This is a genomic window from Thauera propionica (assembly GCF_002245655.1).
GTDB classification, from domain to species: Bacteria; Pseudomonadota; Gammaproteobacteria; order Burkholderiales; family Rhodocyclaceae; genus Thauera; species Thauera propionica.
This window is the reverse complement of record NZ_NOIH01000018.1, coordinates 1-24,828: the sequence shown is the minus strand read 5'-3', so window position 1 is coordinate 24,828 and position 24,828 is coordinate 1. Positions and strand designations below refer to the sequence as shown.

Below are 24,828 nucleotides of genomic sequence, written 5' to 3'. Positions count from 1 at the left end.
GCAGCAATGAAACTCACGTTTTCATCATAGTCGCGCCAAAAGAAGACGGGGGCCGAAGCCCCCGTTTCTGCGGTCTGAGCGCCCGTCCTCAGCGCAGCGAGAACTGAACCTGCCCGGCCTCGCCTGCCGGCTCGACCTTGGGTTCGAGCACGAAGATGCGCTCGCCCGGCACCTTGCCTTCGCTCGCCAGCCAGTCGCGTACCGCCTGCGCGCGCTGCTGCGCCAGCGTGCGCAGCGCCTGCTCGTCAACCGACGTATTGGCGAGGATGAGCGCCTCCATCTCCGGCACCGGGATGTCCTTGACCATGCCGATGACGTTGCGCGGCTTCTTGAAATCGGTGTCCCGGTACGCCTTCTTCAGCAGCTCGGGATACTCGGCCTCTTCGACCTGAACCTCGTCTAGCGAAGGCGCCTCCTTCCCCTGCGCGACCAGCGCCTTGAGCTTCTGCGCCTTCACCATGCGCTCCAGCGCCGCCTGCTTGAGGCCATCCGTATCGACCGCCGGATCGGCACGGCCGGTAATGTCGAGCTTGAGCGCCGGACGGTCGACCAGGGCCGTGGCCAAGGTCGCGAGCTTCTCGCGCTGCGCCTCACCCGGCGCCGAGGCTCCCGGCGCCAGTTCAAGCTGCGACAACTCCTCGCCGCCACCGATCACCGAGCCGAGCAAGGCAAACGGCGAAGTGATGGCCTTGCCGATCAGGTTGAACAGCATCTTCACGACCAGCCCGAACACGCTGAACTCCGGGTCGTCCAGCGTGCCGGTCACCGGTAGATGCAGGTCGATCTCGCCGCGGCCGTTCTTCAGCAGCGACACCGCCAGCTGCACCGGCAGGTTCACCGCGTCGGGGCTGTCGACCTTGTCGCCAAAGGTGAGTTGGTCGAGGAAGATCTGGTTGGTGGCGGTGAGCTTGCGCTCCTCGATCTTGTAGTTGAGTTCGGCCGACAGCTTGCCCTTGGCGATGCCGTAGCCGACGTACTTGCCCGAATAGCTCGACAGACCGGTGAGCTCGAAGTCCTTTACCGACGCGAGGATGTCGAGATGTGCATCCTGGCGGAAGGGGTTGAGCTCGCCCACCACCCTGACCGGCGCGGCCTTGTCGACCTTGCCACTCAGATCGAGCTTGGCGATGGTGTTCGGGTCGGTCGACAGGCCGACCAGTTCGCCGGCCATGTCGGTGAGGTTGACGTCGTAGTTCGGACGGATGAAGCGGTCGCTGAAGGCGATATTGCCGCGCTTGATCTCAATGCGGTCGATGCGGATCGGCGGCGGTGGCGCGCTCGGCGGCGGCAGTTTGGCCGTGCGTTCGCCCTCCTTCACCCGCGGCGCATTTCCGGCCAGTGCCGGATCGGCGAAGGGGTCGGCTGCTGCGGCGACAGGCTCCGGCTGAGGCGCGGCGGCCTTGCCATCGGTGCCCTGGATCTCACGCAGATTCAGGCGCCCTTCCTCGTCGAGGATGAGGCGGGTGTAGAAGTCGTCCAGCGTGACCTGCCTGACCGCGAGCGAGAATGGCTCGAGCCGGGCATTGACGCCCCCGACGCGAAGCGTGCGCCAGCGCAGGAAGTCGGTCGCATTCAGGCGATCGATGGAGGCAAAGTTGCCCACCGCAACGTCGCCGCGAAAGTCCGCCAGCAGGTTGCCACGGCGTCCGGTGCCGAGCTTGAGCTGGCCCTTCGTGGTGAGGTTGCCGCGCGAGATCGCGATCTTGGTCTGCTGCAGCACATAGGGCTGGATCGGCAGCAGGTCGACGTTGCGCAGGTCGAGCTTGAGATCCGCCTTCAGCGGTTCCAGCCCCAGGCTGCCGGAAACGCCGAGCTTGCCGTTCTTGTTGATGCGGGAGTCGAGCTTGAGCTGGCTGAGGTTGCCCTTCTCGGTGGAAAAACCGTCGAGTTCGAAGTCGATGTTGTCCGCCGCCATCACCACCGGGCGCGAAACAGTGCGGTCCTCGACGCGCACCGAAACGCCCTGCAGGGCCAGCTTGTCCACGGCGACGACCCACGGCGCACCGGCCGGCGCGCTCTTCTTCGCTGGACCGGTCAGGCCGAGCAGGTCGATGTCGCCGTTCTTGAGCCGCACGGCCGACACCGCCGCACCCTTGACGCCGAGTTCGGCCAGCTTCACGCGCTGCGCGGCGAGATCGAGGACGGCCTCGCGCACATCCAGTTCGGGCACCTTGACCGCGGCATCCTTGGCGCCCTTGAGCGCCAGCGCAAAGTCGCGCACGGCGAGCGCATCGGCGCTCAGGTCGATGTCCGACTCGCCCTTGTCGTCCAGCGCGACGCGATAGCGCAGGTTGCCGCTCAGGCTGCCGTCGCGCACCTCGCCCCCCGGCAGGGCCGCCGCCAGGTAAGGGGCATAACGCGCGGCCTTGATCGCCTCGAAGTTGAGCATGCCCTCGTACTCGAAGGGCTCCAGCCGCAGGCGATCCTCATGCACGAACTTCTCGCCGCCGTCGGTGGCGTAGTCGAGGCGGATCTCTGCCGGCATGTCGGCCTCGGTCGCGAGGTCGCGCAGGTCGAGGTTGATCGCCTCGATGCGTGCCTTGAACGGCTCGGCCAGGCTGCGGTCCTCGAAGCGGACCACGCCATCGCGGATGCGCGCGTGGGCGAGCAGGAAATCGGGCTCGGCGCCTGACGCCTTGGCCGCGTCGGCCTCGGGCCTGGCCTGATCGTTGGCCGCCGCGCCCTTGCCTGCGCCTTTCGCCTTTGCGGGCTTCGCTTCCGGCGCGGCAGCCGGCAGCAGCGTGGCGAGATTGAGCCCGCCCTCCTTCAGCCGCACCAGGTCGAGTTCCGGCTGGGCGACCCGCATGCGCGTGAAATGCCAGCGCCCGATCAGCGGCTGAACATCGGCGAACTCGAGTTCGAATTCAGGCACCGTCGCCACCGGCTCGCCCGCCTTGTCCTGCAGCACGAACTGGTCGAGCCGCAGCGGCCCGCGCAGGACCAGCTCGGGCGCAGCGTCGGCCGGTTGCCGGAAGGACACCTCGATGTTCGTCGTGAGCTGCGCCGACGGCAGGCGGAAGGCTGGCTCGAACGGGGCATAGGCCAGCCAGGGCGTGAGGTCGAACTTGTCGAGCACGACGTCGAGGATGGTCTCGTGCGTGTCCTGGAACGGCTTGGTGCGCGCGCTCATCTTGAGCGGGTTGCCATCGAGCACGGCCGACAGTGTCGGCTCGACGAAGACGTCCACCTTCACCGGCAGGTTCGACACGAAGGGCACGCCGACCTCGAGCTCCGCCAGTTCATGCTTGAGCCCGCGCGGCTTGTCCTCGACCGAAACACGGCCGCCGGCGACGCGGATATTGCCGACCGAGAACAGCGTGCCGGGCTTGCCGGCCTCGGCGTCATCCTCCCCGCCCGAATTCGCCAGCGCCGCGATGCGCTCGGCAACGTCGCTCCAGCTGTGCCGCCCGCCCCCCTCGAGCGCAACGTTCAGCCGCGGCCCGCTCAGCGCCACCTCGTGCAGCACCAGGCCGCGCTGCATCAGCGACTCGACGACCTCGACGTTGGTGCGCAAGGCGTCGAAGCCGAAGGCCTCCGACTGCCCGTCCGCCGACATCACCTTGAGCCCCTGGATTTCGGCGGTGACCGAGAAGGGGTTGATCACCACCCCGTCGATCGTCACCGTCCGCCCAAGGGTCTCGCCCAGAATCTTCACGGCATAGTGCTTGGCCACCGGCGGCGCGGCGAAGAAGCCGACCGCGCCGATGACAATCACCGCACCCGCAGCCCACAACGCCGGTCGGACCAGACCCCGTTTGCGGGGCGGCATGGTCGTGCCGGTGGTGGTTTCAGTCATAAAGCGCTCCAACAAGCTGATATTCTTGGTCTCGTTTTGCCATCAGGCAGCATCATCGCGGCGCAAAGCCTCGGAATTTGCCGCTTTGCAGCACACCGCGTATTCTGCGCCGCTTTCGTCGTCGAAGGTATCCACGTGGCGCACTTGAAGGCCCCGATCGCCCGCCCTGTAAAGCAAAGTTACGATGTCATCGTGATCGGCGCAGGCGCGGCCGGCATGATGTGCGCCGCAACAGCCGGTCAGCGCGGACGCAAGGTGCTGCTGGTCGATCACGCCGAGAAGCTGGCCGAGAAGATCCGCATCTCCGGCGGCGGTCGCTGCAACTTCACCAACCGCCGCGTCGCCGCGGACAACTACATTTGCCGCAACCCGCACTTCGTGCGCTCCGCCCTGTCGCGTTACACGGCGGCGGATTTTATCGAGCTTGTGCAGCGCCACGGCATCGATTTCCACGAAAGGGATTGGGGCCAACTGTTCTGCGACGATTCGGCCCAGCAGATCATCGACATGCTGCAGGCCGAGTGCAGCGACGGCGGCGTCGACTGGGCCATGCCGGCGAAGGTGCTGGATGTCTCGCGCACCGATGCCGACAGCGAGCGCTTCATCGTAGACACCAGCATCGGCCGCTTCTCCGCCCACAGCCTCGTGATTGCCACCGGCGGCCTGTCGATCCCGAAGATCGGTGCCAGCCCGCTCGGCTATCGCATTGCCGAGCAGTTCGGTCTGGCGGTTGTGGCGCCGCGCCCGGCGTTGGTGCCGCTTACGCTGCCGCCCGAAACCCTGTCGCGGCTCGCGCCGCTGGCGGGCATCTCGCTCGAGGTGGAGGCGCACTGTCGCGGGCCCGTGTTCCGCGAGGCGGCCCTGGTCACCCACCGCGGTCTGTCCGGCCCGTCCATCCTGCAGGTATCGAGCTACTGGCAGGCCCAGGCCTACGAGGACGCGGACTGGGCGCCGGTCACGCTCGACCTGCTGCCGGGCGTCGATGCCGAAGCCTGGCTGCTGGCGCACGCGGCCGAACGCACCCTGCTCGCCAACCTGCTGTCCGAGCGCCTGCCGCGCCGCTTCGCCCATGCCTGGTGCGAGCTCCACGGCTGGACCCGGCCGATGAACGAGTTCCGCCACGCCGACCTGCGCAGCATTGCCGCCACCTTGTCGGGGTGGGCGCTGACACCCTCCGGCACGCAGGGCTACGCCAAGGCCGAGGTCACGCTCGGTGGCGTCGATACGCACGCGCTTTCGTCGCGCACGATGGAGGCACGGGCGGTTCCGGGGCTGTACTTCGTCGGCGAGGTCATGGACGTCACCGGCCACCTCGGCGGTTACAACTTCCAATGGGCGTGGTCTTCGGGCGTGGCCTGCGGCCAGGCAGCCTGAACCGGCCGCGTCAGATCTACGCCCGGCGCCAAAGACGCGGGAACAGCGGCAGATAGCTCAAGACCTGCAGCACCAGCAACGCGGCGAAGGTGAGGCGCAAGGCCTGCGGCATCTCCCAGCCCCAGGTGCGCAGCAGATCCAGTGCCAGGCCGAATCCCCACTGCACGACGAAGGCGCCCAGAAAGACCATGAGATTGATCGAGGTGCTGACGCGGCCGAACATCTCGCGCGGGAAGTCGTTCGCCGAAGCCAGATAGGCCTGCGAATTGACCGCCGAAAGCGCCCCCAGCAGGAACCACAGCAGGGAGACCGGCCCCACGCCGAACAGGATCCCCGCCTGCACCAGCAGCAGCCCGCCATACCCCACGTGCAGCATGCGCAGCGGCTGCACGCCCCGGCGCGCCAGGCGCACGCCGAAAACGCCGATCGATAGCTGGCCGGCCAGCATGCCCAGATTCAGCAGCAACAGGGTGCGCGCCGCATCTGCCAGTTCCAGTCCCTCGACATGCATCAGCCAGGGCACGGCCCACAGACTCTGCAGCGCCATGAAACCGCCGACGAAGAACAGCGACGACCCTGCGAAACGCAGGAAGGCCGGCGCGACGAAGATGGAACCCACGCTCTTCAGCACCGCGCCGAGGCTCCCCTGCCCGGCCGCCGGCGCCTCCCTCGGCAGGCTGCGCCACAGGATGATCGAGGTCGCCAGCGCCACCGCCGCGATGCCCCAGAACACGCCGCGCCAGCCCAGCAAGGGCATTGCCGCTTCGAGCGGGGCACTCGCGGTGAGCGCCCCCATCGCACCACAGGCCATGACGAAACCGGTCATCGAGCTCTGGCGCTCGGGCGGATACCACAGCGCGAACCCCTTCAGCGCGCCCATCAGGCAGGCCGACACGCCCAGGCCGATCAGGGCCCGCGCCAGGCCGAGCCCCGCTATCGAGTCACCCAGCGCGAACAGCACGGCGCCCAGGCCGGTGAGCAGCAGCAAGGCACTCTCCACCCGGCGCGGCCCGTAGCGATCGAGCGCGATCCCGACCGGAATCTGCGCCAGGCCGAAGGCCAGAAAATACATGCTCGTCAGCAGGCCCAGTTGCGCGGCCGTGAGGCCGAGCTCCCCGGTGATCGCCGGCGAGATCACCGCATTCACCGTGCGCAACAGATAGGACAGGTAATAGCCCAGCGCGAAGGGAACGAAGATGCGCACCCACGCGCCGGGCGGAACGGCACGCGACATGCGGCCTCCAGCGGAACGAAAGCACGGATTGTGCCCGTGACACGCCCGATTGCCCAAGTCGAGGCCGTTCGTCGCACCGCTGGTCAACTTGACTCGCATCAATGCCACTCGCCAGCCGCTGCGGAGAATGCCCTCATCCCCACCGGAGCCGAACATGAGCACGATTGCCGACCTGATGACCCAAGACCACCGCGCGTGCGACCATGACTTCGCCCGCGCCGAGACCCTCGCCGCCAAGGGCGACTGGCCGGGCGCAACCGATGCGCTGGCGGCCTTTTCCAACGCGCTCAACGCCCACTTCGACGCCGAGGAACAGCAACTCTTCCCGGCCTTCGAGGCTGCGACCGGCATGACCCAGGGTCCGACCCAAGTGATGCGTGCCGAGCATGCCGACATGCGCGCCACGCTCGCCCGCCTGCAGGACGCGCTGGCTGCCCGCGACGGCGACGAATTCGCCGGCGAGGCCGAGACCCTGCTGATCATGATGCAGCAGCACAACATGAAGGAAGAGAACATCCTCTATCCGATGTGCGATGCGCGCCTCGGCGCCGTCAGTGCCACCCTCTGTACCGAACTTTCCCATTCCCTTGCAGCGGAACACGCAACATGAACATCACGACCGTAGACGCACGCGGCCTCGAACCGCCGGAACCCTTCGAACGCGCCATGGAGGCGCTCGCCAACCTCAAGGCGGGCGAGCAGTTCACCTTGCTGCTGGATCGCATGCCGCATCCGCTGATTCGGCTGCTCGATCGCGACGGCTATCGACATGAGGTCAATTTTCATGACGACGGCACGGTAGCGATCCTGATCGGCAGGCCATGAGCTCGGCCAATCCCGGACTGGCCTACGAGGACACCCCGCCGCTTTCCGCGCCGCTACGCTTCTTCCTCACCGCGCCCCTGTTCGGGATCGTGGCCGGGGCAGTACTGGCGTTCGGTGATGGCGTCCTCACCTCGCGCTGGACGCCGGGCGCGCTCGCACTCGTCCACCTCATCGCCGCCGGCTTCATGCTACAGGTGATGCTGGGTGCGCTGCAGCAGATCCTGCCTGTGGTCGCCGGCGCGCGCTTCCCGGCACCGCTCGGCGTCGCTTCGACGACGCACGCCCTGACCTCCCTCGGCGCAGCCGGACTAACCACAGGACTCGGACTCGGGCTGCCTGGCGCCATCGTTGGCGGCGGCCTGCTGCTGGTCGCCGGCATCGTGGTCTTCCTAGGCGCCGGCCTGCTGGCGCTCGTCGGCGCACCGGCGGTAGTCGGCACGACGCGCGCGCCACGCGACCTTCGCCTCGCCCTCATCGGCCTCGCCGTGACGGGAACACTCGGCCTCGCGCTCGCACTGGCGCTGGGTCGTGGGCTCGCTCTGCCCGTTGCGCTGCCCACCCTGGTCGACCTCCACGCCGCTTGGGGCTGGTTGGGCTGGGGCGGCATCCTGCTGGCAGCCACAAGCTGGGTTGTGGTCCCCATGTTCCAGATCACTCCGGGCTATCCACCTCGCTTCTCCGCAATGTGGGCACCTGCCGTGCTGGCCGGGCTGATACTGTGGTCGCTCGCGCGCTTCGCGGATGCCGGCATCGCATCGATCACACTCGGAATCGTGCTGCTGACGCTGGTTGTCAGTTTTGCCGCGCTCACGCTGCACCTGCAATCGCGCACACGTCGCAGCACCCCAGACGCCCCCTTCCGCAGCTTCCGCAGTGCGATGGTGGCGCTGATCCTCGGGCTCGCCGCGCTCGCCGCCAATGCAGCCCACGACGCCGACCACTGGAGCGTGCTCGCCGGCGTGCTGATACTGCACGGTGGCTTCGGCGGCGCAATCAGCGCCATGCTTTACAAGATCGTCCCCTTTCTCGCCTGGCTGAATCTGACCCAGTCCGGCGTGAAGGCCCCGAACATGAAGAAGCTGCTCCCCGACCCGCCGGTGCGCCAGCAACTCAGGCTCCATCTCGTCGTGCTGGTCGTGCTCGTGGCGGGCGTTTTCGAGCCTCTGGTCGCTCGTCTGGCAGGAGTCCTGATGGCTGCCGAATTCGCCTGGCTGCTGCTCAACCTGGTGCGTGTGATCCGCGCCTGGCAACGCGCCCGGCGCACATAAAAAAATCTGTTATTTCTGTTTGACGCCTCTCGGGGAGATCTGTATAGTTCGCGGCTCTCGGGGTGTAGCGCAGTCCGGTAGCGCGCTTGCTTTGGGAGCAAGATGTCGGGGGTTCGAATCCCTCCACCCCGACCAGCTCACACTCCGAAATGCCCGCGGGATCTGCCCGTAGCTCAATCGGATAGAGCACCGGCCTTCTAAGCCGGGGGTTGCAGGTTCGATCCCTGCCGGGCAGGCCAGGACAAGTTTTGAGGGCTTCGGTTTTACCGGGGTCCTGTAGTGGCGGCATTAGCTCAGTTGGTAGAGCACTGGATTGTGGCTCCAGGTGTCACCGGTTCGATCCCGGTATGTCGCCCCAAGTGTATGAAGGGCTGTGGATTTCTATCCACAGCCCTTTTTGTTTTGCCGAACCCAGCTCGCTGCCAGACAGAGGACAGCTCACGCGCGTTCAGTCGCGACACAAGACTCTCAGGCGGCAAAGCCGCAGCATTCGTCTACTGCGGCCCCGCCTGTTACAAGAGCCCTACTGACCGCGCCGCAATGAGCGTGATCCTTGACGTGGCTCGGCCGCTCAGCGCCCGCCCATCGCCAGCGGATTGAACGGCCGGCCATTCACCGTCAGCTGTCCCTGAGCGAAGGCCGCGCTGGTCTTGACCTGATCGCCGTGACGCTGGAGATAGCCCTGCGCCTCGAGCACGGCCAGTTGCTGCTGCAGCTGGGCGGCCGCGAAGTCGGCCTCTTCCGGATCTTCCGCCTGGTTGCCGGCGAACTCGAGGATCAGGCCTTGCGGCACCGACACGTCGGCGGAGGCGCGCAGCTTGGCGATCAGCATCAGCGGATTGCTCAGTTCATCGGGCTGGACGCCCTTGAGGCTGACTTCGGCCGACAGGGCCGCCGTGCCGTGGGGGCTGGTGAAGCTGATGCGGTCGATGCTGAACTCGGGGTCGTGGGCCAGCAGCGTCATCGCGGGTCCAGCAAGGGGTGCGAACAGGGCGGCGGGGTCTTCGGCCTGCATCGCGAGCTGGGCGGGATCGCTGCTGATTTCCAGCAGCTTGCGGTACAGATCCATCAGCGTGCGCCCATGCAGGTGCTTGACCGAGAAGTCGTAGTGTGCGGGGCCGTAGTCGACGTCCGCGACCCGCAGCACTTCGGTGCCCATCAGTGCCTTGATGTCGAGGTACTCGCCTTTGCCTGGCATATCGATGTCGTAACTCAGTCGCTCCAGCAGGAAGCTGGCGTCGCCGAGTTCGCCATCCTCCTTGGCCTCGGCCTTCATCGAAGCCACTGTCGCGCGCTGCTTGCCGACATACAGCCAGGCCTCGTCGTCGAACAGACGGTGCTGGTCCGCGTCGAACACCAGCCCCGACAGGGCGATCTGCATGTTGGGGTCTTCCATCGACAGGCCGTCTGCCGTCCCCTTCATCGTGTAGCTGCGCATGCCGGCGCTGAAATCGATGTCGGCCTTGAAGCCGCTGAAGCCGATGCGCAAAGCCTGGCGCGTGCCGTCGGGTAGCTCAAGCTCGAACGCGGGACTGCTCATCGCCGAATGTCCGCCGCCGTCGAACTGCACCACGGTGCGCGCCACGAGCGGTGCCTTGCCGCCGAGCGACTCGCGCAATGCGGCGCCGGCCTCGCCTTCCAGCACGAGTTCGCTGTCGAGCATGGCTGCGGCAACGGTCTTGAAGCCGGGCAAGGGACCATGCTTGATCTGGCTGATCATGCTCAGGCGCAGCGGCTCGCCCGCCTGCAGCGTGCCGTCCACGGCCGCCACCGGCATCGCCATCTCGAAGCTCACCTTCTCGGTGCTGCTGAACAGGCCACGTTCATAGCTGCGCTCGCTGACCTTCAGCGAAGGATGCGACTTCATGTCCGCATATTGTTCATCCAGGACCGACTGGATACGCTGGCCGGAATACCACGTGGCAGCGGGGTAGATCAGCGCGAACGCGGCCAGCGCGATCACGATCTTGGTAGGACGGCTCATGCAGTGATTCTCCTTGTTCGATCAGGCAATAAGGTGGGCGAAGGGGCTTGGCGACGACACCATGCACGCGCACGCGGGTGCTGGAGCATCTTGTTGCGCCGCAAAAATGGCGAACAGTATATGCGAACGACCTAGGCGGTGGCGGAGGACAGACCTGAGGTGCGGGGACGCCGGACGCCGCTGCCGCTCGCCCGGTCTGGCGCTTCAATCGATCGTCGTCGAAACGATCTCATCAAAGAAGACCGTCACGATCTTGGACGGATCGCCGGTGTTGCGCTGCACGAGTTGCTGGACATGGGTGGTGAGGGCGGTTTGCAGCCGCTGTTTGCCCTCGGTCGTCTCCAGGGCGCTGACCGGATGTGCCCCGCCGAGTGCCTGGATGTCCTGCTTGATCTGCGCGGCGATGCGGTCGACCAGTTCGCAGGCGTCACGCGTGGCGCACGCAACGGCGGGGTTGATGCGTGTCATGCCGCCTTCGGAACGGAACACGACCTGCCCGATGCTGGCGTGGTGGCGTTCGGGCAGCACGCGATCATTACTGCGCTCACTGGAGCCCAGCGTGGCAATGCCGTAGATGAGCAACAACAAGACCAGCACGAGGCTGGCGATGACTGCGGTGAGGATCTTGTCCGACATCAGGCGCTTCCATTGCTTCGACGGGCCCGCGATTGTGACATTGGCAACTCGGGTTCCCGGCGTGAGCAATGTCACGGTTGGCCCCACACATCCCACCGCGAGCACCGGTCAACGCCCGCTGCGCGAGATCTCGCCCAGTTGCACGATCAGCATCGCCAGCCGGCGCCGCAGGGCGCTACGTCGCTCGCTCTCATCCAGCCCGGCGATCTCGGCGCGAAGTTTCGCGATCGCCTTGCGCAGGCCGATCTCGGGCGGGCTGAAGCCCGCATTGCGCATCACCTTGTTCGCCATGCGCTGCTCCGGCGACACGAAGAGTTCGTCATCGAACACCAGGGGCTTGCCCGCGCCCGGCAGATTGTCGAACTCGCCACGGCGCAGCGCGTCGGCGATGCGCTGTTCGGCCAGGATGTCGTAGATAGAGGGCATGGCGTGGCCTATGAATCCGCCAGCCAGTGCCGACCCGCGCCCGCCCAGTCCGCCGGCGTAAGGGCGAACTTGTAGGCGAACGCGCTCCAGGCCGCCCCGCTGCGCAACGCATCGACGAAGCCTGCGCGGTCGCTCACCCAGCTGCCGCCGACGACGTCCACGCCGCGCGCGAACAAGGGGTCGGGCAGGCAGCCCGCACTCGGACCGATCAGCGCGATGCGCGTTGCATTGCGACAATGCGCCAGCATGCGATCCACCGAATGGTTGAGCAGGATGGTGCTGGTCGACAGCACCTTGTTGCAGCATTCGAGTTCGGCCGCATCGAGCGTGACCCGGTAGCCGTCGTACTGCCCGGCGTAGTCCGGGTTCAGTTCCACCACCGTCAGTTGCGCGCCGGCGGCGGTGACCTGCTTCAGCAGTGGCGAGAACAGCCCGACCATGCCGATGTGGTCGCCGGCCTGGGGGGCGATGCCGCCGATCGAGTCGGTCGCCCGCGGCGGCGCGAAGCCGTTGCGGTCCATCACGCTGCGCGACAGGGCGTTGGCGGCGGCAAACCCGAGTGTGCGCCGCAGGTCGGTCGCGCCGCCGACGAACTCACGCGCGAGCTGCAGCGCATCCACGCCCGCCACGCCCCCAAGGTCGCCCGCCGCGCTCAGCCGCGTGATCACGTCCTCGAGCAGCACATAGGCGATGCCGAGCGCGCCGTCATCGAGTTCCAGCGCGCAGAACTCGCCGTTCTTCGACGCGGCCGCCTCGGGCGGCGGCAAATGGAGGGCGCGCACGCGCGGCACGGTGGTGCCTGCCGTGGCACGTTCGAGTTCGGCGACGAGATCGGAAGCGAAGGTCATGGGCAAGGTCCCGGGCGCATTCTGTTGGTTGGCTTCAGGCGGGAAGTCACGACGCCTCGTCACGACGCCGTCCGGCACGCACCGCCGCAGCGGCGGCCTCGGGCGACAGCGTGCGGGCGAGGTTGTCCGGCGTGCGCAGCGCGCCGGGAAAGTAGTCGGCCGTCAGCCTGCTCGAATGCACGGGCGAGCCGCCCCCATCGCCACCCTCGCCGCCCGCGCCGTGGCGGCCTGTCTCGCCCGGCTGGCCGAAGCGGCGCCATTCGCGCACCCAGAAGATCGCGTCGCTCAGCTCGAGCAGGCCGATGGTTTCGCGGTCGCCGATCAACACGCCCTGCACGCGCAGTCCCTGCTCCCGGCGCACCTGCTGCAGACGCGCCGCTACGGCGGGCGTAGCGCCGAACTCGCCGTCGGAAGCGATCAGCAGGTCGGCCAGCCGCCAGTCCTCTGCTTCCAGCCGCGCGAGGGCGCGCTCGATCGGGCCGCAGATGTCGGTGCCGCCATGAAAGCCCTGACCGAGAAAACGCGCGAGCTGCGAGACGCCCTCCGTATCGAGCGCGAGCGACATCTCGACGACCTCACCCTCGCCGCCGAAGGCAAAGACGTGACAGGGCCGGTGCTGCGCGTGAGCGGTGCGCACCGCCTCCAGCACGACGGCCTTGGCCACCGCCTCGGCGCCGCCCTCCATCGAACCCGAGGTATCGACGCAGACCAGCATCGGTCCCATCACGAGCCGCGGCGCCGGGGCCAGCCGCGGTTGGGGGCGCGGCACCGGCGTGCTGTGGTAGTGGCGCTCGCGCAGGCGGTCGTCGTCTTCGTAGCAGAGCAGCGCACGCTCGGCACGACGGGCATGCCAGACAAGGCGCAGGCGAGGATGGCCGAGCAGCATGGCCTCTGCCGGCAGCATGCGCGCGAGGCGATCCGAGCGATGCACACCGCGGGTCTCGCCGGGCATCTCGGGCACGCGCTGCATATGCGCGTCGGCCTGCAGTTCCAACGCCGGCGACATGACGCACTGCACCTGCTGGCTGTCGGCGGGCTCCGGCTCGACCGGCTGCGCGCGCCCGAGGCTCCGGATGACCCGCGCCAGTTCCGGCAGGCGCTCGACGAGCTTGCGGATGCGCACCACGTCCTGCCACTCGCGGCTGCGCAGCAAACCGCGCAAGGTATCCCAGCGCGTGTTCTTGAGCAGGTCGCCGAGCTCGCCGAAGGCCGCGACGAGTTCGTCGATCTCGCCGCAACGTTCGGCCCAATCCGAATGGAAGGCCTCGACCGCCATGCGCGCCGCTATCGCTTCGTCTGCACCGCGATCGCGGTAATCGACAACGAGATCGAGATGGAACAGCAGGCTCTGCAGCACCAGATCGGCGAGATCGGTGTGGGCCTGGCAATAGCGCGCCAGTTGCAGGTGGTCGAAGGAGGTCTTCAGCGGTGCCCGCAGTGCATGAGCAGGCCAGTCCGCGTCGGACGCCGGCCCCGGGGAAAAGTCATCGAGTGGATTCACGCCCTGCGACAGCAATCCACGCCACGCCTGCAGGGCCAGCAGGCGAGGCTCCAGCCGCCCTGCTGCGTGCGTCATGCCACCGAGCCACAGGGCGCGCGGCAAGGCATCGAGCACCGCCAGCCGCGCTTCGAGGGGCTCGAACAGACAGGGTGCAGGCTGGACATCGCTCATGCGGACTCGCCTTCAGTCCGCAAAGGGTTCGTGCGCGACCGGCTCCGGCGCGCTCCCCGCGCCTTCCGCAAGCCGCGGCAGCGACTCGAACCCGGCGCGGGCTTCGCGCGCGCGGACGTGGAGCGCATCGAGGGCCGCGGCCACGCCTTCCAACGCCGCCTGCGCCTGCTCGGCGAAGCGCGATGGCGCCCACAGGCTGCCGGCCATCCAGTCCGCCAGCGCGGCGCGCTCGGCCGCCAGTTCGCGCTGGTAGCGGGCGATGCGTTCCAGCAATTCGTCGATCTGCCGTGTGCGTGCGCGGATGTGCAGCGGACCGTAGCGGCGCTGACGCGCATAGCTCATGCGCAGCGCGCCCGCGCCGCCCTTGGCATCGCCAATCGCCCCGGCGAGCGCCTCGGCCTGCTCCTGCGCCTGCCCGATCGCGGAGAAGCGCAGGCGGCCAGCCTCGTCGTAGTCGAGATCGTTGGCCGCACGTTCGGCCGTGAGCTGGGCCTCGAAGGCCTCGACGATCCGCGTCAATCGCGGCGGCGACCAAGCCGCCCGTACCCCCAGGCGCGCCGCCAGCCACTCGGCAACCTCGCCCTGCTCGGCAGCGTCGGCCGCCACGCAATACGGCGCCAGGGCAAGGTCCCACGCCGAAACGCGGTCACGCCCTTCGCAGGCTGCCGCAGTGCGCAGCAGCTGCCCGAGCTTGACCCAGCGCCGATCCGAGACGTAGTTCCCCCGTTCCGCCAACCAGACCCGCAGCGCGCCGAGGTGCCGCAGCACGTCGTCGGGCAACGCGACCCGCTGCGCCACCTGCGACAGGGCGGCACGCTCGGCGGCCGACAAGGCCGCGGGCAAGGCGGCGCCTGGTTCGCCCGAGGCGACCGAAGCCGCTTCGAGCATGAGACGCTCGAAGCCCCCGGCGCTCACCGGCCCTACGCTCAGGCGCACGAGGAAGCGGTCGAAGAATGCCTCGGCCACTTCGTCCTCGGGCACGGCGTTGGTCGCACCGATGACACTGACCAGCGGACACTGCTGGCGCCCCGCGCCATTGTCGAACTCGCGCTCGTTGAGCAGCGTCAGCAGGGCGTTGAGGATGGCGCTGTTGGCCTTGAACACCTCGTCGATGAAGGCCACCGTGGCGTCGGGCAGGAAACCCGCGGTGTGGCGCTCGTAGCGATCTTCTTCCAGCGCGCGGATGGACAGGGGGCCGAACAGCTCTTCCGGCACGGTGAAGCGCGTCAACAGGCGCTCGAAGTAGCGCGCATCGCGAAACGCCAGATGCACCCGGCGGGCGAGCACGCTCTTGGCCGTGCCCGGCGGGCCGATCAGCAGCGTGTGCTCGCCGCTCAGCGCGGCGAGCAATGCCAAGCGCAGCGGCAGCCGACGCTCGACAAGCCCCTCCTCCAGCGCAGCGAGAATCGGCGACAGGCGCGCCGGCCAGTCGTGAGGAACAGCGGCCGCCCGGGGCGCCATGGCGGGCTCAGTCCCGCGAGCCGGCCGCGGTGCCGAAGGCGTGCGCCTTCAGCGTATCCAGGTCGACGATGCGCAAGGCCGACTCGTGCGTGCTTTCGAGGACGACCGGCGGCGCAACACCGGCCTCCCATGCTTCCCTCCAGCGCAGCGCGCACAGGCACCAGCGGTCGCCCGGCTTCAGCCCGGCAAAGCGGTACTCGGGCCGCGGCGTCGACAGGTCGTTGCCGACACTGCGCGAAAAGGCCAGAAACTCAGCATTAACGCGCACGCAGACGACATGGCGACCGAGGTCGTCCGGCCCCGTCTCGCAACACCCGGTCCGGTAGAACCCGGTCAGCGGCGCATAACTGCAGGCCAGCAATGGCCCGCCCAGCACGTTCTTCGAAGTGTTCATGCAGCCCCCCGAGGTTGCGTGACATTCCATCCAACCCGGCGCCTGAAAACGCGTCGCTCCGACGCAGGCACCAGGGCCGTGATTGTACCGCTACCAGGCCGGCACACCGCCCGACCGCTCCACGCCCTCCCGTGCGGCGGAGGCAGGCATCCACCCGTCGCCTGGTCTGGTCAGACCACTCATTTGTAAGCATAATTCGCCGCACTCGAAATTGGGTTTGCCGCAATCGACCCAATGCTGTTATTTTCACTGTTTTACGCATTTCGTCGGATCTCAAATGGCGCGCAACGCTGACTCCACTCGCGAATTCATCAGTACCGCTCAGGCCGCCCGCCAGCTCGGACTTTCGCTCGGAGCGGTCCAGCAGATGGTCGAAAGCGGGACCCTGGCAGGCTGGAAGACGGCTGGCGGTCACCGTCGCATCCGCCAGGACTCGGTCGATGCGCTGCTTGCCCGCAGTCAGCATTCGGGTGGCGCCCGGCCGCGCAACAGTGCCGCCAAGCTCCGGGTCGTGGTCGTCGAGGACGACAGCCTGCTGCAGCAGGTCTATCGCGAGACTTTCAGCGAATGGACGATGGACATCGAGCTATGCGTGTTCGATCACGGCCTCGACGCCCTCGTCGAGGTCGGTCGCGAGCCGCCCGATCTGCTCATCGCAGACCTGCGCATGCCCGGCCTCGATGGCTTCGAGATGATCCGGCGCCTGCGCGAGAATCCGCTCGCCAGCGAAGTCGCCATCGTCGTCGTATCTGCCCTGAATGCAGAGGAAATTGCGGCCGAGGGCGGCCTGCCCGAGGACGTCACGGTCTATCGCAAGCCCGTTCCCTTCCACGAACTCCACGGCTACATGCAGGCGCTGGTGGCGCAGCGCAAGCGCGCGCGCGCCGCAGGCTGACGCCGGTCGCGGGTCGCATCGATGCGCGTGTCGTCGTGGTTCGACGCGCGGAGCCTGCGCGCGAAGCTCATCGCGATATTCGTCGCGATCAAGGTCATTCCGCTTGTCTTGCTCGCGCTGTTCGCCTGGGACGCCACGCGCGAACTCGGCAGCCTCGTCACCTACCGTGCCGTGGCGATGTCGGACGCGATGCTCGAGACCCAGCGCACGACTGGCAAGACGGCAATCGACGACGCCATCGACGCCCTCGACAACCGGTCGCGCGAGGCGATCGAGGCGCTGACGACCGACATCGCACGGCAAGTTGCCGATTTTCTCCATGACCGCGACCAGGACGTGCGCCGCGCCGCGGTGATCGACACCAACCCCGAGCATTACCAGCGCTTCATCGACAACCATCTGCGCTACCTCGAGGACCATGGCCCCTACCGGCTCAGCGAAGACCGCACGGAATGGGTTGAAGCCGACGCCAGGACCGATCACCCCGACCTCGTTCGCGCTCCTCTGCCGGACAACTCGTCCAACTTCCACTACCGCCCACAGGACCGTCAGGCGAAGAGGGCGCTAATGCCACTCTTCCTCGAGATCACGTTCGTCGGCATCGACGGGCGGGAGCGAGTCAAGGCCCTGAGCAGTACGGGACGCAACCGGATGTCGCACGAACTGCGCGACATCACGCGCCCCGAGAACACCTATGTCCGCGCCGAACGCTACTGGCCGGCACTCCAGGCCCTTTCACCCGGCGAGATCTACGTCTCTGACGTGATCGGGGCTCAAGTCCAGACCGACTGGATCGGCGCCTACACCCCGGATGCCGCGACCAAACATGGCAAACCGTTTGCACCGGAGCAGTCCGGATACGCCGGCCTCGAGAACCCGGTTGGCAAGCGCTTCGAAGGCATCGTTCGCTGGGCCACGCCCGTCGTGCGCAACGGGAACATCATCGGCTACGTCACCTTGGCGCTGGATCACGCCCACCTGATGGCCTTCACTGACCACGTACGACCGACGCCCAATCGCCGGGCACCGATCGCCGATCCGGCCTCGGGCAACTACGCCTTCATGTGGGACTACCTCGGCCGCAACATCTCGCATGCCCGCGACTATTTCATCTACGGCTTCGATCCCGAGTCGGGACAGCCGGCCCAGCCCTGGCTCGACATCGAGCTTTACGACCGCTGGCAGGCCAGCGGCCAGCCTTGGCATATGTTCGCGCAAGGGCTCAACCTCTATGCCGACCAACGCCTGACGCGCAAGCCGCACCCCAACTCCACCGCATCCGGCAAGGTGTCGCTGGACTGCCGCTACCTCAACTTCTCGCCCCAGTGCGTCGGCTGGCACGATCTGACCGAGCACGGCGGTTCCGGATCGTTCACGATCTTTTTCAGCGGCCTCACCAAGCTCACCACCGTCGCGACCATCCCCTACTACACCGGTCATTATGGCCAGTCGGCACGCGGCTTCGGCTATGTGACGATTGGCGCCAACGTCGACGACTTCCACCGTGCCGCTACCGAATCCGGCCGTCGGATCTCGACCATGATCGACCAGGCGGATCTCAAGACACGACGCTCGCGCGACGAACTGGTCACCGATATCCGCCAGAGCCTGCGGCAGACAACCGCCGGCATCACCTTGTCGACCCTGCTGATGATCGCCGCCGTGATCTTCATCGCAATCTGGATGGGCAACCTGATGTCGCGCCGGATCAACGAAATCGTCGAAGGCCTGCGCCGTTTCAAGCGCGGCGATCTCGACCACCGGCTGCAGGTCCGCGGCAACGACGAAATGGCCGAGATCAGCCGCTCGTTCAACAAGATGGCCGACTCGATCAAGCGTTCGATCCATGAACTCGAGGAGGCCCGCGAGCACGCCGAGCAGGCAAACCGCATGAAAAGCGAGTTCCTCGCCAACATGTCGCACGAGTTGCGCACCCCGCTCAACGGCATCATCGGCATGGCCGAACTGCTGAGCCTGGAACTGAACAACCCCGATAAGCGCGAGTACGCCGAAACCATCCGCAACAGCGGCCAACAACTCATGGCCGTACTCAGCGACGTGCTCGACATGGCGAAGATCGAAGCGAACCGCCTCGCGCTCAACCCGCAGAGCGTCGACCTGAACGCATTCGTGGAATCGATCGTCGCCCTGCACCGTGTCAATTGCAGTGCCAAAGGCGTAGACTTGCGCCTGATTCTGCCCGGCGCCGCTTGCACGATCGACACCGACCCCGTACGGCTGCGACAGATCATCGACAACCTTCTCTCGAACGCGGTCAAGTTCACCGACAAGGGAGAGATCACGGTCGAGATCCGTCCCAGCGAATCCCGCGTGGCGATCCTGGTTGCCGATACCGGGATCGGCATCGTGACTGAAGAACTGGAGCGAATCTTCGAACCCTTCCACCAGGTCGAGAACTTCCTGACCCGCCGGCACCGCGGAACCGGGCTCGGGCTGTCGCTGGCGCGGCAGATGGCTACGCTGATGGGCGGCCAGATTGAGGTGCGCTCGACGCACGGAGAAGGGTCGGTCTTTACGGTCACGCTGCCGCGCAGCTTCGATTATTCCGCCCGGCGGATCGATTGATGGATATCGAACATAACCTGGCCTTCGTCACTGACGACAACGCGATCAATGTCAAGGTGGCCGCTGCGCTCATGCAACGCCTCGGCTGGCGTATCGAGACCTTCGAGGGCGCGGCGCCGATGCTTGATCGCCTGCAGTCAATTCGACCTGCAGTGATCCTGCTGGATATCTCGATGCCAGACATCGGTGGCGAAGAGGCGTGCGCGCGGATCCGGAGCCGTCCGGAGTGCAAGGGCATCCGCATCGTTGCCTATACGGCGCACGCTATGAATGACGATATCGACCGCTTTCTGGCCGACGGTTTCGACGCCGTACTGATCAAGCCCGTCACCGTCGCCGCCCTGACCCAAACCATCGGCAGCCCCGGGAGCCACTGAATGCCACAAGGAAGCTACACCCATTTCGACCCCCAGGCCCTGCTCCACGACCTGTTCGACAGCGAGGAGGTCGTCGCCAGTGTGCTCGGCACCTTCGCCGACTGGCACGATGGCGCACAGTCCGACCTGAAGGCCGCCGCCGCCTCGGGAGACGCGCCTGCCCTGGCCCGGGTGACGCACACGGTGCGGGGAACCTTGGCCCAGCTCCACGCCCGCAACGCCGTCGAGATTGCGCAAGGCATCGAATCGCGCTGCAAGCAGGCGGATGCCAATTACCACCCTTCCGAGGCGGACATCGCGCCGCTGCAGCAGGAACTGCAGGCCGTGCTGGCCGAAGTCAAAATCTACCTCGCGGGCTGAAGCAGACGCGGCCCCGCCGAAGTTTTTTCTTCCGCTACCCAAGAGTTGCGGCTATAATGTCGGGCTTCCAAGGACAGGTGGATGAGTGGTTTAAGTCGCACGCCTGGAAAGCGTGTTTGGGACAATATCCCAACGCGGGTTCGAATCCCGCCCTGTCCGCCACCGAACGCCGGAAAGCCCTGATTTTTCAGGGCTTTTTCTTTTTGTAGGCTGCCGTTCTACAAACGAAGCTACAAAAAAACAGCATTCAAAATCCGGCATTTCAGCCAGATTCAAAGTCACCCCAAGTTGGGTAACTTGCCCGGTCCATCGCCTCCACCAGCTCGGGGATGCCACGCTCCACGACCTTCTGCGCGGCTTCCAGCGTCTTGCCGGAACCGAGACCGGCTTTCGCAGCGGCGATGTCCTTGGTGCGGCCCGCGTCGTCACTTGGGGAAATATTTCCCGAAGTTCCAAGGTCGGTGCGTTGGCCCTGCCGCTTTCCAAGCCGCTCCGCAATCGCCTGAGCCAGCGCCACCTTCTCGCTGGTCGTCGGCTCCTTCCTCTGGTCGTTCTCGTCGCGCTCTACCTTCAGGGCGTCAGCCAGCCGATAGCCTCGAGCGCGTCGGTGGCGGTGGCCTGGTTGCCGATCAGGTGCGCGGCCAGCACAGCGGCGCCGTGGTCGGGGAATCGGGCCGTCCAGTATCGCCCGCTGGTGTCTGATGCTGCGAGGCTTGCAGCGGCGTTCAGGCGCTTCTGCGCAGTGCCGTGGGGTAAGCGGTCATTGGCACGCGCACAGCGGGCGCAGAGGCCGATTAGCACGCCGATGTCGTGTATCTCGCCAGGGTGCAGCGTGGCGACCGGGGCAGGCATGCGGCAACAGGCACAGCAGCGGCTCATTGCGCCGGCTTGCGCTTCCAGGACCGTCGCTGCTTGCGGTTCTGTCGGCTCGGCTTGGTGTAGTCGTCGTCGTTCATGTGACGCATTCCTGAGAATGAGGGGTTCAGCCTTCGCAGCGCGACGAATCCGGGCCGGAGCACGGAAACTCGCTTAGTCGCGCGTCCCCAGGGCTGAAGATGCACCTTCCACCAAGGCGCGGGGTGCGGCGCACAGATAACAGGCCGGCCAGGCTATGCGCCGCTACTCGCCAGGCCGGTAAAGCGGGTCACTTCGCGGCGGTGCCGCTTTGCTTCAGGATCGCTTGCGCGGCGGCTTCCTCCATCGCAGCGCGGTCGACCGGGTCGTCTGCGTTACCGTCCAGACCCATCGTCGGCGGGTTGCCGATGGCGGCCATCGCGGCGGCAAAGACGTTGCGCACCTGGTGCTGCACGGCCGGCACGGCGGCGAGCATTTCGCGCACCTCTTCGGGTGACAGGGTGGTGCTGCTCATCAGTTGGTACTGCATCGCCTCGCGGCCGGCGCCTTCCTTCAAGTTCATGATGGCGGCACAGCGCCTGCGTTCTGCGAGCGCGGCCTCCACGAAGGCCGATTGATACGCTTTCGCGGCTTCGGCCTGAATCGCCGGATTGCCCGAGAAGCGCGGCGCGTTGGGGATGTTTTCGACGCGGGTCGAGATGGTCATCTCTGCACCCCTCAGGACAATGAAACGACGATGGTCGCCTCATCCATCGAACCGTCCGCCGAGCGTGCCCAGACGGCGCCAGGGCCGATGTCGGCGCGGGTGTAGCGATCGCGACCTTCGAGGCGGTGGCCGGAGCCTTCGGGCGCCTCCCCGTCGGTGCTCGCGGCGATCTCAGCCGCTGCGATGCTGTTCAGCGTGACGAGATGCAGATCCTCGGCAGCAAGCACGATGCGCTGCCAGGCGGTGTTCACGGTGTAGGATTGAGTTGTCATGGGCGTATCCTCGGTGCGTTGTGGTGCGGTTGTGGGTTAGCTGCTCATCGCGCGCAAGGCGCTATCCTCGAGTTCGTTGCGCTCTGCAATGAACCCCTCGAAGGTGCCGGCGATTGCGGAGCGCGCGAGCGCTTCATCGCGGTGCCGTGCCTGCATCAGTTCGGTGTAGGTGTCGCCACCGCCTACAGTGAGGGGCTTGCCGTCGGCGTCGAACACGCCGATGCGGGGTTCCGGTGCCGGTTCCTTGCCGACCGGAGCGTCTTGCATCTTGCGCATTGCTTCGGCCACCTCGCGCACATGGGCATCCTCGCCCAGCAGGCTATCGAGGGCCTTTGCTGCGCTGCGTCGTTGCTCGATGAGGGTTTCAATCTCGCTCATGAGCGCATCGGCCTCACGGGCGGTTTGCGCGGCAGGCGGGGCGGTCTCGGGGCAGCCAGCGGCCTGCGCGACCTGAAGCGCCCACGCTTCCAGCTTCTCGCCGCTCGGGTCGAGGATCGTGATGATGGTGGCAGGCGACAGCCGGTCCATGATCCCCAGCGGGCCAGGTGCGCTAACGGGCGTTATCTCGTAACGCCCATCACCCGTGATCGCCGTGATTTCGCGGTATTCGGTGTGGGCCTTCAGGTTCGCGGCGGCCGTGGCGACATGCTGCATGCGCTTTACACCGTCGGCGATGCTCGCGCGCACATCAGCGACGATCCGCGCGGCGGCGGCGTCTGCGCTCACTGCGTGACGGGTCATCGCTTCGTGGCGTTCGCGCAGCTCGGCAATGCGAGTATCGAGTGCGGCAAGCCCTTGGCGAGCCTGCTGTGCCAGGGCGGCTAGTTGCGCCTGAATGTCGGTGGACAGGTCTTGTGCGAGAAGGTCGGTTTTCTTCTTCATGACGGTCTCAGATCAGGTTCGCGCGGAGCGGGTCAAACGATCCGTTGTAGAGGGCGGCATCGCCCAGGGCGCCTGCGATACCGGCGTTCACGTCATCGGCGAGGCGGTCGGCAAGCGCAGATGCCTGCGCGGCACTCAGCGGGACTTGTACGGCGATGGCGCCAGCCCAGGCAGACAGCACGGCAGCACCGTCATCATCGACGGACACATAAGCGCCACCGGGGAGGATCACATCGCCGGGACGGACTGAAACGAGGGATGCGTTCGCGTCGGCGGCGGCACGCTCGGGGGTGTGGATGGTGGGCATTCGATTCTCCTTAGCGGGGGGGAAGGCTGACTTCGAACTCTCGGAACACGGCGCCCACGATCTGAATCGCGGCGGCCTCGGTCCCTGCCAGTAGGTCGGCGACCTGTGCGCGCTGCGCCTGGTCAAGCTCGATGGCAAGCTCTCGCTGGCCTACCCACACGCTCAGGCTTGCGCCTTCGGGTTGCGTGCGAACGAACAGGCCGGCGAGCGGGTTCTGGTGCGGTGTGATGTTCATGGCTGCCATCGTGCCTGATGGCGTAGCCATGACATATCAATGCCGGTTCATTTGACCGGCGACCGTTTGCCCGGCGAGGATGCGGTGCAATTGCCTGCGCCCGGCGGGGATGCGCCCATGCTCGCGCTCGATCCGGGAAAGCTCAGGATCATCGGCGCCGGCTCGATAAGCTCGCACCCGTTGATGCAAGGCGTCGACATCGCTTGCGATCCGCTTCAGCGCCAGGTCTCGGCCCGGCAGAGTGCTGAAGGCATGCAAACGTCCTCCGGCACGGCTTCGAAGCTCCAGCAGGCGGTCAAGGTCGGCGCCGGGGTCTTGTACGCGCCGATACAGCGCCCGGACCAGCCAGGCGCGCAGGATCGGCGGCAAGGGCTGGCCGGCTGCGATGATCTGCGCGCACTCAGCCAGGCGCGCGCGGGCGTCAAGCGGCTTCATGGTCCAGGCTCCAGCGGGCGAGTTCGGTGATCATGGCGTCACTGCAACTCAGTAGGCAGATTCACCCGCCCGTCACAGCAGCCCATGTGATCGTCGATCACGCGGGCATAGCGGTCGGCCAGTGCCACCAGCACACGCAGCACTTCGCTATCGTCCAGACCCGGCGCAGCGGCGCGCACTGTCTCGGTGATCGGTTCCAGCCCTTGAACGTCTTTGGCGTCCATCAGGAAGAACATGCGCGGGAGAATGCTCGTCGTGATGATGTCGATAGGGTTGCGGGCTTCAGCAGGGGCGGCGCGCCCGGTGCCGCGCTTGGCGCTCCAGGTCGAGGTCATCGAGGGATCAAGATTCTTCCGGCGCCACTGCTCTGCCGCTTCCGCTGATTCGGTCGGCATGCCGCGCGCTACCAGCTTGCTTACTTGCGCCTTGCTCAGTCCGAGCGCGTTACAGAGTTCTGATTGTTTCATCGGTTTCCAGTTTCCTAATTGAAAACGGCTATGACTAGAGATACGGGGCGGTCGCGACTACCCTCGATAGAGTTCGCAGGGGGGAGGACACGGAGTCGGGCGCTCGTTTGTTGATGCCTCGCTTCGCGGGTCCTTGTAAAAAAAGGAAACCGTGCGGGCCATCGCAACGGCGGGTTTCGACAGTTTTTCGGCCCCACTAGGTTGTTGTTTCGATTCAATCTGATTTGCATAGTCGAGCATTTCCACCGTCAGCCCTCCATCGGAATCGCAGCGATTGCGGCGCGGTGCTCACTCAGCACGCGATGCAGATCGACAGCTTCCTGATACGTGCGCTCGGTCTCGTGGTCGGGGAACTGCACCAGCCAGCGGCGCGAGGTCCGCAGGCTTTGCGCAGCGAGTGCTGCGCGGATTGCTTCGGGGGTCGGGGTCTTGCGTTTCATTCGTGAGGCTCCAGAAGTGCGCCAGGCCACTGCGCGAGCATTTCGTTTTCGGTGGCGCCTTGAATGCACCAGACGGGGAAGGGGGCGCGGTTC

At 66.5% G+C, this 24,828-nt stretch carries 27 protein-coding genes and 4 tRNA genes; 12 read left to right on the top strand and 19 right to left on the bottom strand.

Going from position 1 to position 24,828, the window contains the following annotated elements:
• Positions 1–88: 88 nt before the first annotated feature.
• Positions 89–3,796 (bottom strand): DUF748 domain-containing protein, encoded by a 3,708-nt coding sequence (locus CGK74_RS14680; protein ID WP_094269195.1) that lies wholly within the window; start codon positions 3,794–3,796, stop codon positions 89–91.
• 135 nt (positions 3,797–3,931) lie between these two features.
• Between CGK74_RS14680 and CGK74_RS14675 the strand changes: the two genes are divergently transcribed.
• Entirely contained in the window at positions 3,932–5,170 is a 1,239-nt protein-coding gene (locus tag CGK74_RS14675) for a BaiN/RdsA family NAD(P)/FAD-dependent oxidoreductase (protein WP_094269194.1), read from the top strand.
• A 16-nt stretch (positions 5,171–5,186) separates the two neighbouring features.
• On the opposite strand, the gene CGK74_RS14670 is transcribed toward CGK74_RS14675, so the two are convergent.
• Positions 5,187–6,404, bottom strand: a complete 1,218-nt coding sequence (locus CGK74_RS14670) for an MFS transporter (protein ID WP_094269193.1) — start codon at positions 6,402–6,404, stop codon at positions 5,187–5,189.
• A gap of 154 nt (positions 6,405–6,558) precedes the next feature.
• Between CGK74_RS14670 and CGK74_RS14665 the strand changes: the two genes are divergently transcribed.
• The 6 genes from CGK74_RS14665 to CGK74_RS14640 all read left to right on the top strand — a co-directional run bounded on the left by CGK74_RS14665 (position 6,559) and on the right by CGK74_RS14640 (position 8,855).
• Positions 6,559–7,014, top strand: a complete 456-nt coding sequence (locus CGK74_RS14665) for a hemerythrin domain-containing protein (RefSeq protein ID WP_094269192.1) — start codon at positions 6,559–6,561, stop codon at positions 7,012–7,014.
• On the top strand, positions 7,011–7,229 hold the full coding sequence (locus CGK74_RS14660) for a DUF2249 domain-containing protein (protein ID WP_004253224.1): 219 nt from the start codon (positions 7,011–7,013) through the stop codon (positions 7,227–7,229). The genes CGK74_RS14665 and CGK74_RS14660 overlap by 4 nt, the downstream gene beginning before the upstream one ends.
• The gene (locus tag CGK74_RS14655) at positions 7,226–8,497 is read left to right on the top strand and encodes a hypothetical protein (RefSeq protein ID WP_094269191.1); all 1,272 of its coding nucleotides are present in this window, start codon (positions 7,226–7,228) and stop codon (positions 8,495–8,497) included. The genes CGK74_RS14660 and CGK74_RS14655 overlap by 4 nt, the downstream gene beginning before the upstream one ends.
• Positions 8,498–8,555: 58 nt before the next feature.
• Positions 8,556–8,632, top strand: a tRNA-Pro gene (locus CGK74_RS14650).
• A 27-nt stretch (positions 8,633–8,659) separates the two neighbouring features.
• Positions 8,660–8,736, top strand: a tRNA-Arg gene (locus CGK74_RS14645).
• Positions 8,737–8,779: 43 nt separating this feature from the next.
• Positions 8,780–8,855: transfer RNA gene (locus CGK74_RS14640), tRNA-His, on the top strand.
• Positions 8,856–9,068: 213 nt separating this feature from the next.
• Here CGK74_RS14640 and CGK74_RS14635 read toward each other — a convergent pair.
• From CGK74_RS14635 to CGK74_RS14605, 7 genes are all read right to left on the bottom strand, one after another.
• Entirely contained in the window at positions 9,069–10,481 is a 1,413-nt protein-coding gene (locus CGK74_RS14635) for a YdgA family protein (protein ID WP_094269190.1), read from the bottom strand.
• A 204-nt stretch (positions 10,482–10,685) separates the two neighbouring features.
• Positions 10,686–11,192 (bottom strand): flagellar basal body-associated FliL family protein, encoded by a 507-nt coding sequence (locus tag CGK74_RS14630; protein WP_133091880.1) that lies wholly within the window; start codon positions 11,190–11,192, stop codon positions 10,686–10,688.
• A gap of 33 nt (positions 11,193–11,225) precedes the next feature.
• Positions 11,226–11,543, bottom strand: coding sequence for a DnaJ family domain-containing protein (locus CGK74_RS14625; protein WP_094269188.1), 318 nt, complete (start codon positions 11,541–11,543; stop codon positions 11,226–11,228).
• An 8-nt stretch (positions 11,544–11,551) separates the two neighbouring features.
• On the bottom strand, positions 11,552–12,391 hold the full coding sequence (locus CGK74_RS14620) for a Rossmann-like domain-containing protein (protein WP_094269187.1): 840 nt from the start codon (positions 12,389–12,391) through the stop codon (positions 11,552–11,554).
• 46 nt (positions 12,392–12,437) lie between these two features.
• On the bottom strand, positions 12,438–14,063 hold the full coding sequence (locus CGK74_RS14615) for a VWA domain-containing protein (protein WP_094269186.1): 1,626 nt from the start codon (positions 14,061–14,063) through the stop codon (positions 12,438–12,440).
• Positions 14,064–14,075: 12 nt separating this feature from the next.
• Positions 14,076–15,524 (bottom strand): AAA family ATPase, encoded by a 1,449-nt coding sequence (locus tag CGK74_RS14610; RefSeq protein ID WP_094269185.1) that lies wholly within the window; start codon positions 15,522–15,524, stop codon positions 14,076–14,078.
• A gap of 7 nt (positions 15,525–15,531) precedes the next feature.
• Complete coding sequence (locus CGK74_RS14605) at positions 15,532–15,918, bottom strand: DUF2237 family protein (RefSeq protein WP_094269184.1); 387 nt, start codon at positions 15,916–15,918, stop codon at positions 15,532–15,534.
• Positions 15,919–16,195: 277 nt separating this feature from the next.
• Between CGK74_RS14605 and CGK74_RS14600 the strand changes: the two genes are divergently transcribed.
• The 5 genes from CGK74_RS14600 (at position 16,196) to CGK74_RS14580 (ending at position 20,298) form a co-directional block, all read left to right on the top strand.
• Positions 16,196–16,813, top strand: coding sequence for a response regulator (locus tag CGK74_RS14600; protein ID WP_094269183.1), 618 nt, complete (start codon positions 16,196–16,198; stop codon positions 16,811–16,813).
• Between the two features lie 21 nt (positions 16,814–16,834).
• On the top strand, positions 16,835–19,399 hold the full coding sequence (locus CGK74_RS14595; protein ID WP_094269182.1) for a sensor histidine kinase: 2,565 nt from the start codon (positions 16,835–16,837) through the stop codon (positions 19,397–19,399).
• Complete coding sequence (locus CGK74_RS14590; protein ID WP_094269181.1) at positions 19,399–19,776, top strand: response regulator; 378 nt, start codon at positions 19,399–19,401, stop codon at positions 19,774–19,776. The genes CGK74_RS14595 and CGK74_RS14590 overlap by 1 nt, the downstream gene beginning before the upstream one ends.
• Complete coding sequence (locus CGK74_RS14585) at positions 19,777–20,136, top strand: Hpt domain-containing protein (RefSeq protein WP_094269180.1); 360 nt, start codon at positions 19,777–19,779, stop codon at positions 20,134–20,136.
• Positions 20,137–20,207: 71 nt separating this feature from the next.
• Positions 20,208–20,298: transfer RNA gene (locus tag CGK74_RS14580), tRNA-Ser, on the top strand.
• A gap of 100 nt (positions 20,299–20,398) precedes the next feature.
• Here CGK74_RS14580 and CGK74_RS19045 read toward each other — a convergent pair.
• The 10 genes from CGK74_RS19045 to CGK74_RS14525 form a co-directional block, all read right to left on the bottom strand.
• Entirely contained in the window at positions 20,399–20,653 is a 255-nt protein-coding gene (locus CGK74_RS19045) for a hypothetical protein (RefSeq protein WP_206186263.1), read from the bottom strand.
• 53 nt (positions 20,654–20,706) lie between these two features.
• A complete protein-coding gene (locus tag CGK74_RS14570; protein WP_094269179.1) occupies positions 20,707–20,988 on the bottom strand; it encodes a hypothetical protein in 282 nt (93 codons plus the stop codon).
• Between the two features lie 292 nt (positions 20,989–21,280).
• Positions 21,281–21,697 (bottom strand): hypothetical protein, encoded by a 417-nt coding sequence (locus CGK74_RS14565; protein WP_094269178.1) that lies wholly within the window; start codon positions 21,695–21,697, stop codon positions 21,281–21,283.
• A gap of 11 nt (positions 21,698–21,708) precedes the next feature.
• Complete coding sequence (locus CGK74_RS14560; RefSeq protein ID WP_133091878.1) at positions 21,709–21,969, bottom strand: hypothetical protein; 261 nt, start codon at positions 21,967–21,969, stop codon at positions 21,709–21,711.
• 36 nt (positions 21,970–22,005) lie between these two features.
• Positions 22,006–22,851 carry a hypothetical protein gene (locus CGK74_RS14555; RefSeq protein WP_133091876.1) on the bottom strand — a complete coding sequence of 282 codons (846 nt, stop codon included), beginning with the start codon at positions 22,849–22,851 and terminating at the stop codon, positions 22,006–22,008.
• Between the two features lie 7 nt (positions 22,852–22,858).
• Entirely contained in the window at positions 22,859–23,158 is a 300-nt protein-coding gene (locus CGK74_RS14545; RefSeq protein ID WP_094269174.1) for a hypothetical protein, read from the bottom strand.
• Positions 23,159–23,168: 10 nt separating this feature from the next.
• The gene (locus CGK74_RS14540; protein WP_094269173.1) at positions 23,169–23,393 is read right to left on the bottom strand and encodes a hypothetical protein; all 225 of its coding nucleotides are present in this window, start codon (positions 23,391–23,393) and stop codon (positions 23,169–23,171) included.
• Positions 23,394–23,429: 36 nt separating this feature from the next.
• On the bottom strand, positions 23,430–23,828 hold the full coding sequence (locus tag CGK74_RS18805) for a hypothetical protein (protein ID WP_133091874.1): 399 nt from the start codon (positions 23,826–23,828) through the stop codon (positions 23,430–23,432).
• 38 nt (positions 23,829–23,866) lie between these two features.
• The gene (locus tag CGK74_RS14530) at positions 23,867–24,295 is read right to left on the bottom strand and encodes a hypothetical protein (RefSeq protein ID WP_094269171.1); all 429 of its coding nucleotides are present in this window, start codon (positions 24,293–24,295) and stop codon (positions 23,867–23,869) included.
• 248 nt (positions 24,296–24,543) lie between these two features.
• The gene (locus CGK74_RS14525; RefSeq protein WP_094269170.1) at positions 24,544–24,735 is read right to left on the bottom strand and encodes a hypothetical protein; all 192 of its coding nucleotides are present in this window, start codon (positions 24,733–24,735) and stop codon (positions 24,544–24,546) included.
• Between the last annotated feature and the right edge of the window lie 93 nt (positions 24,736–24,828).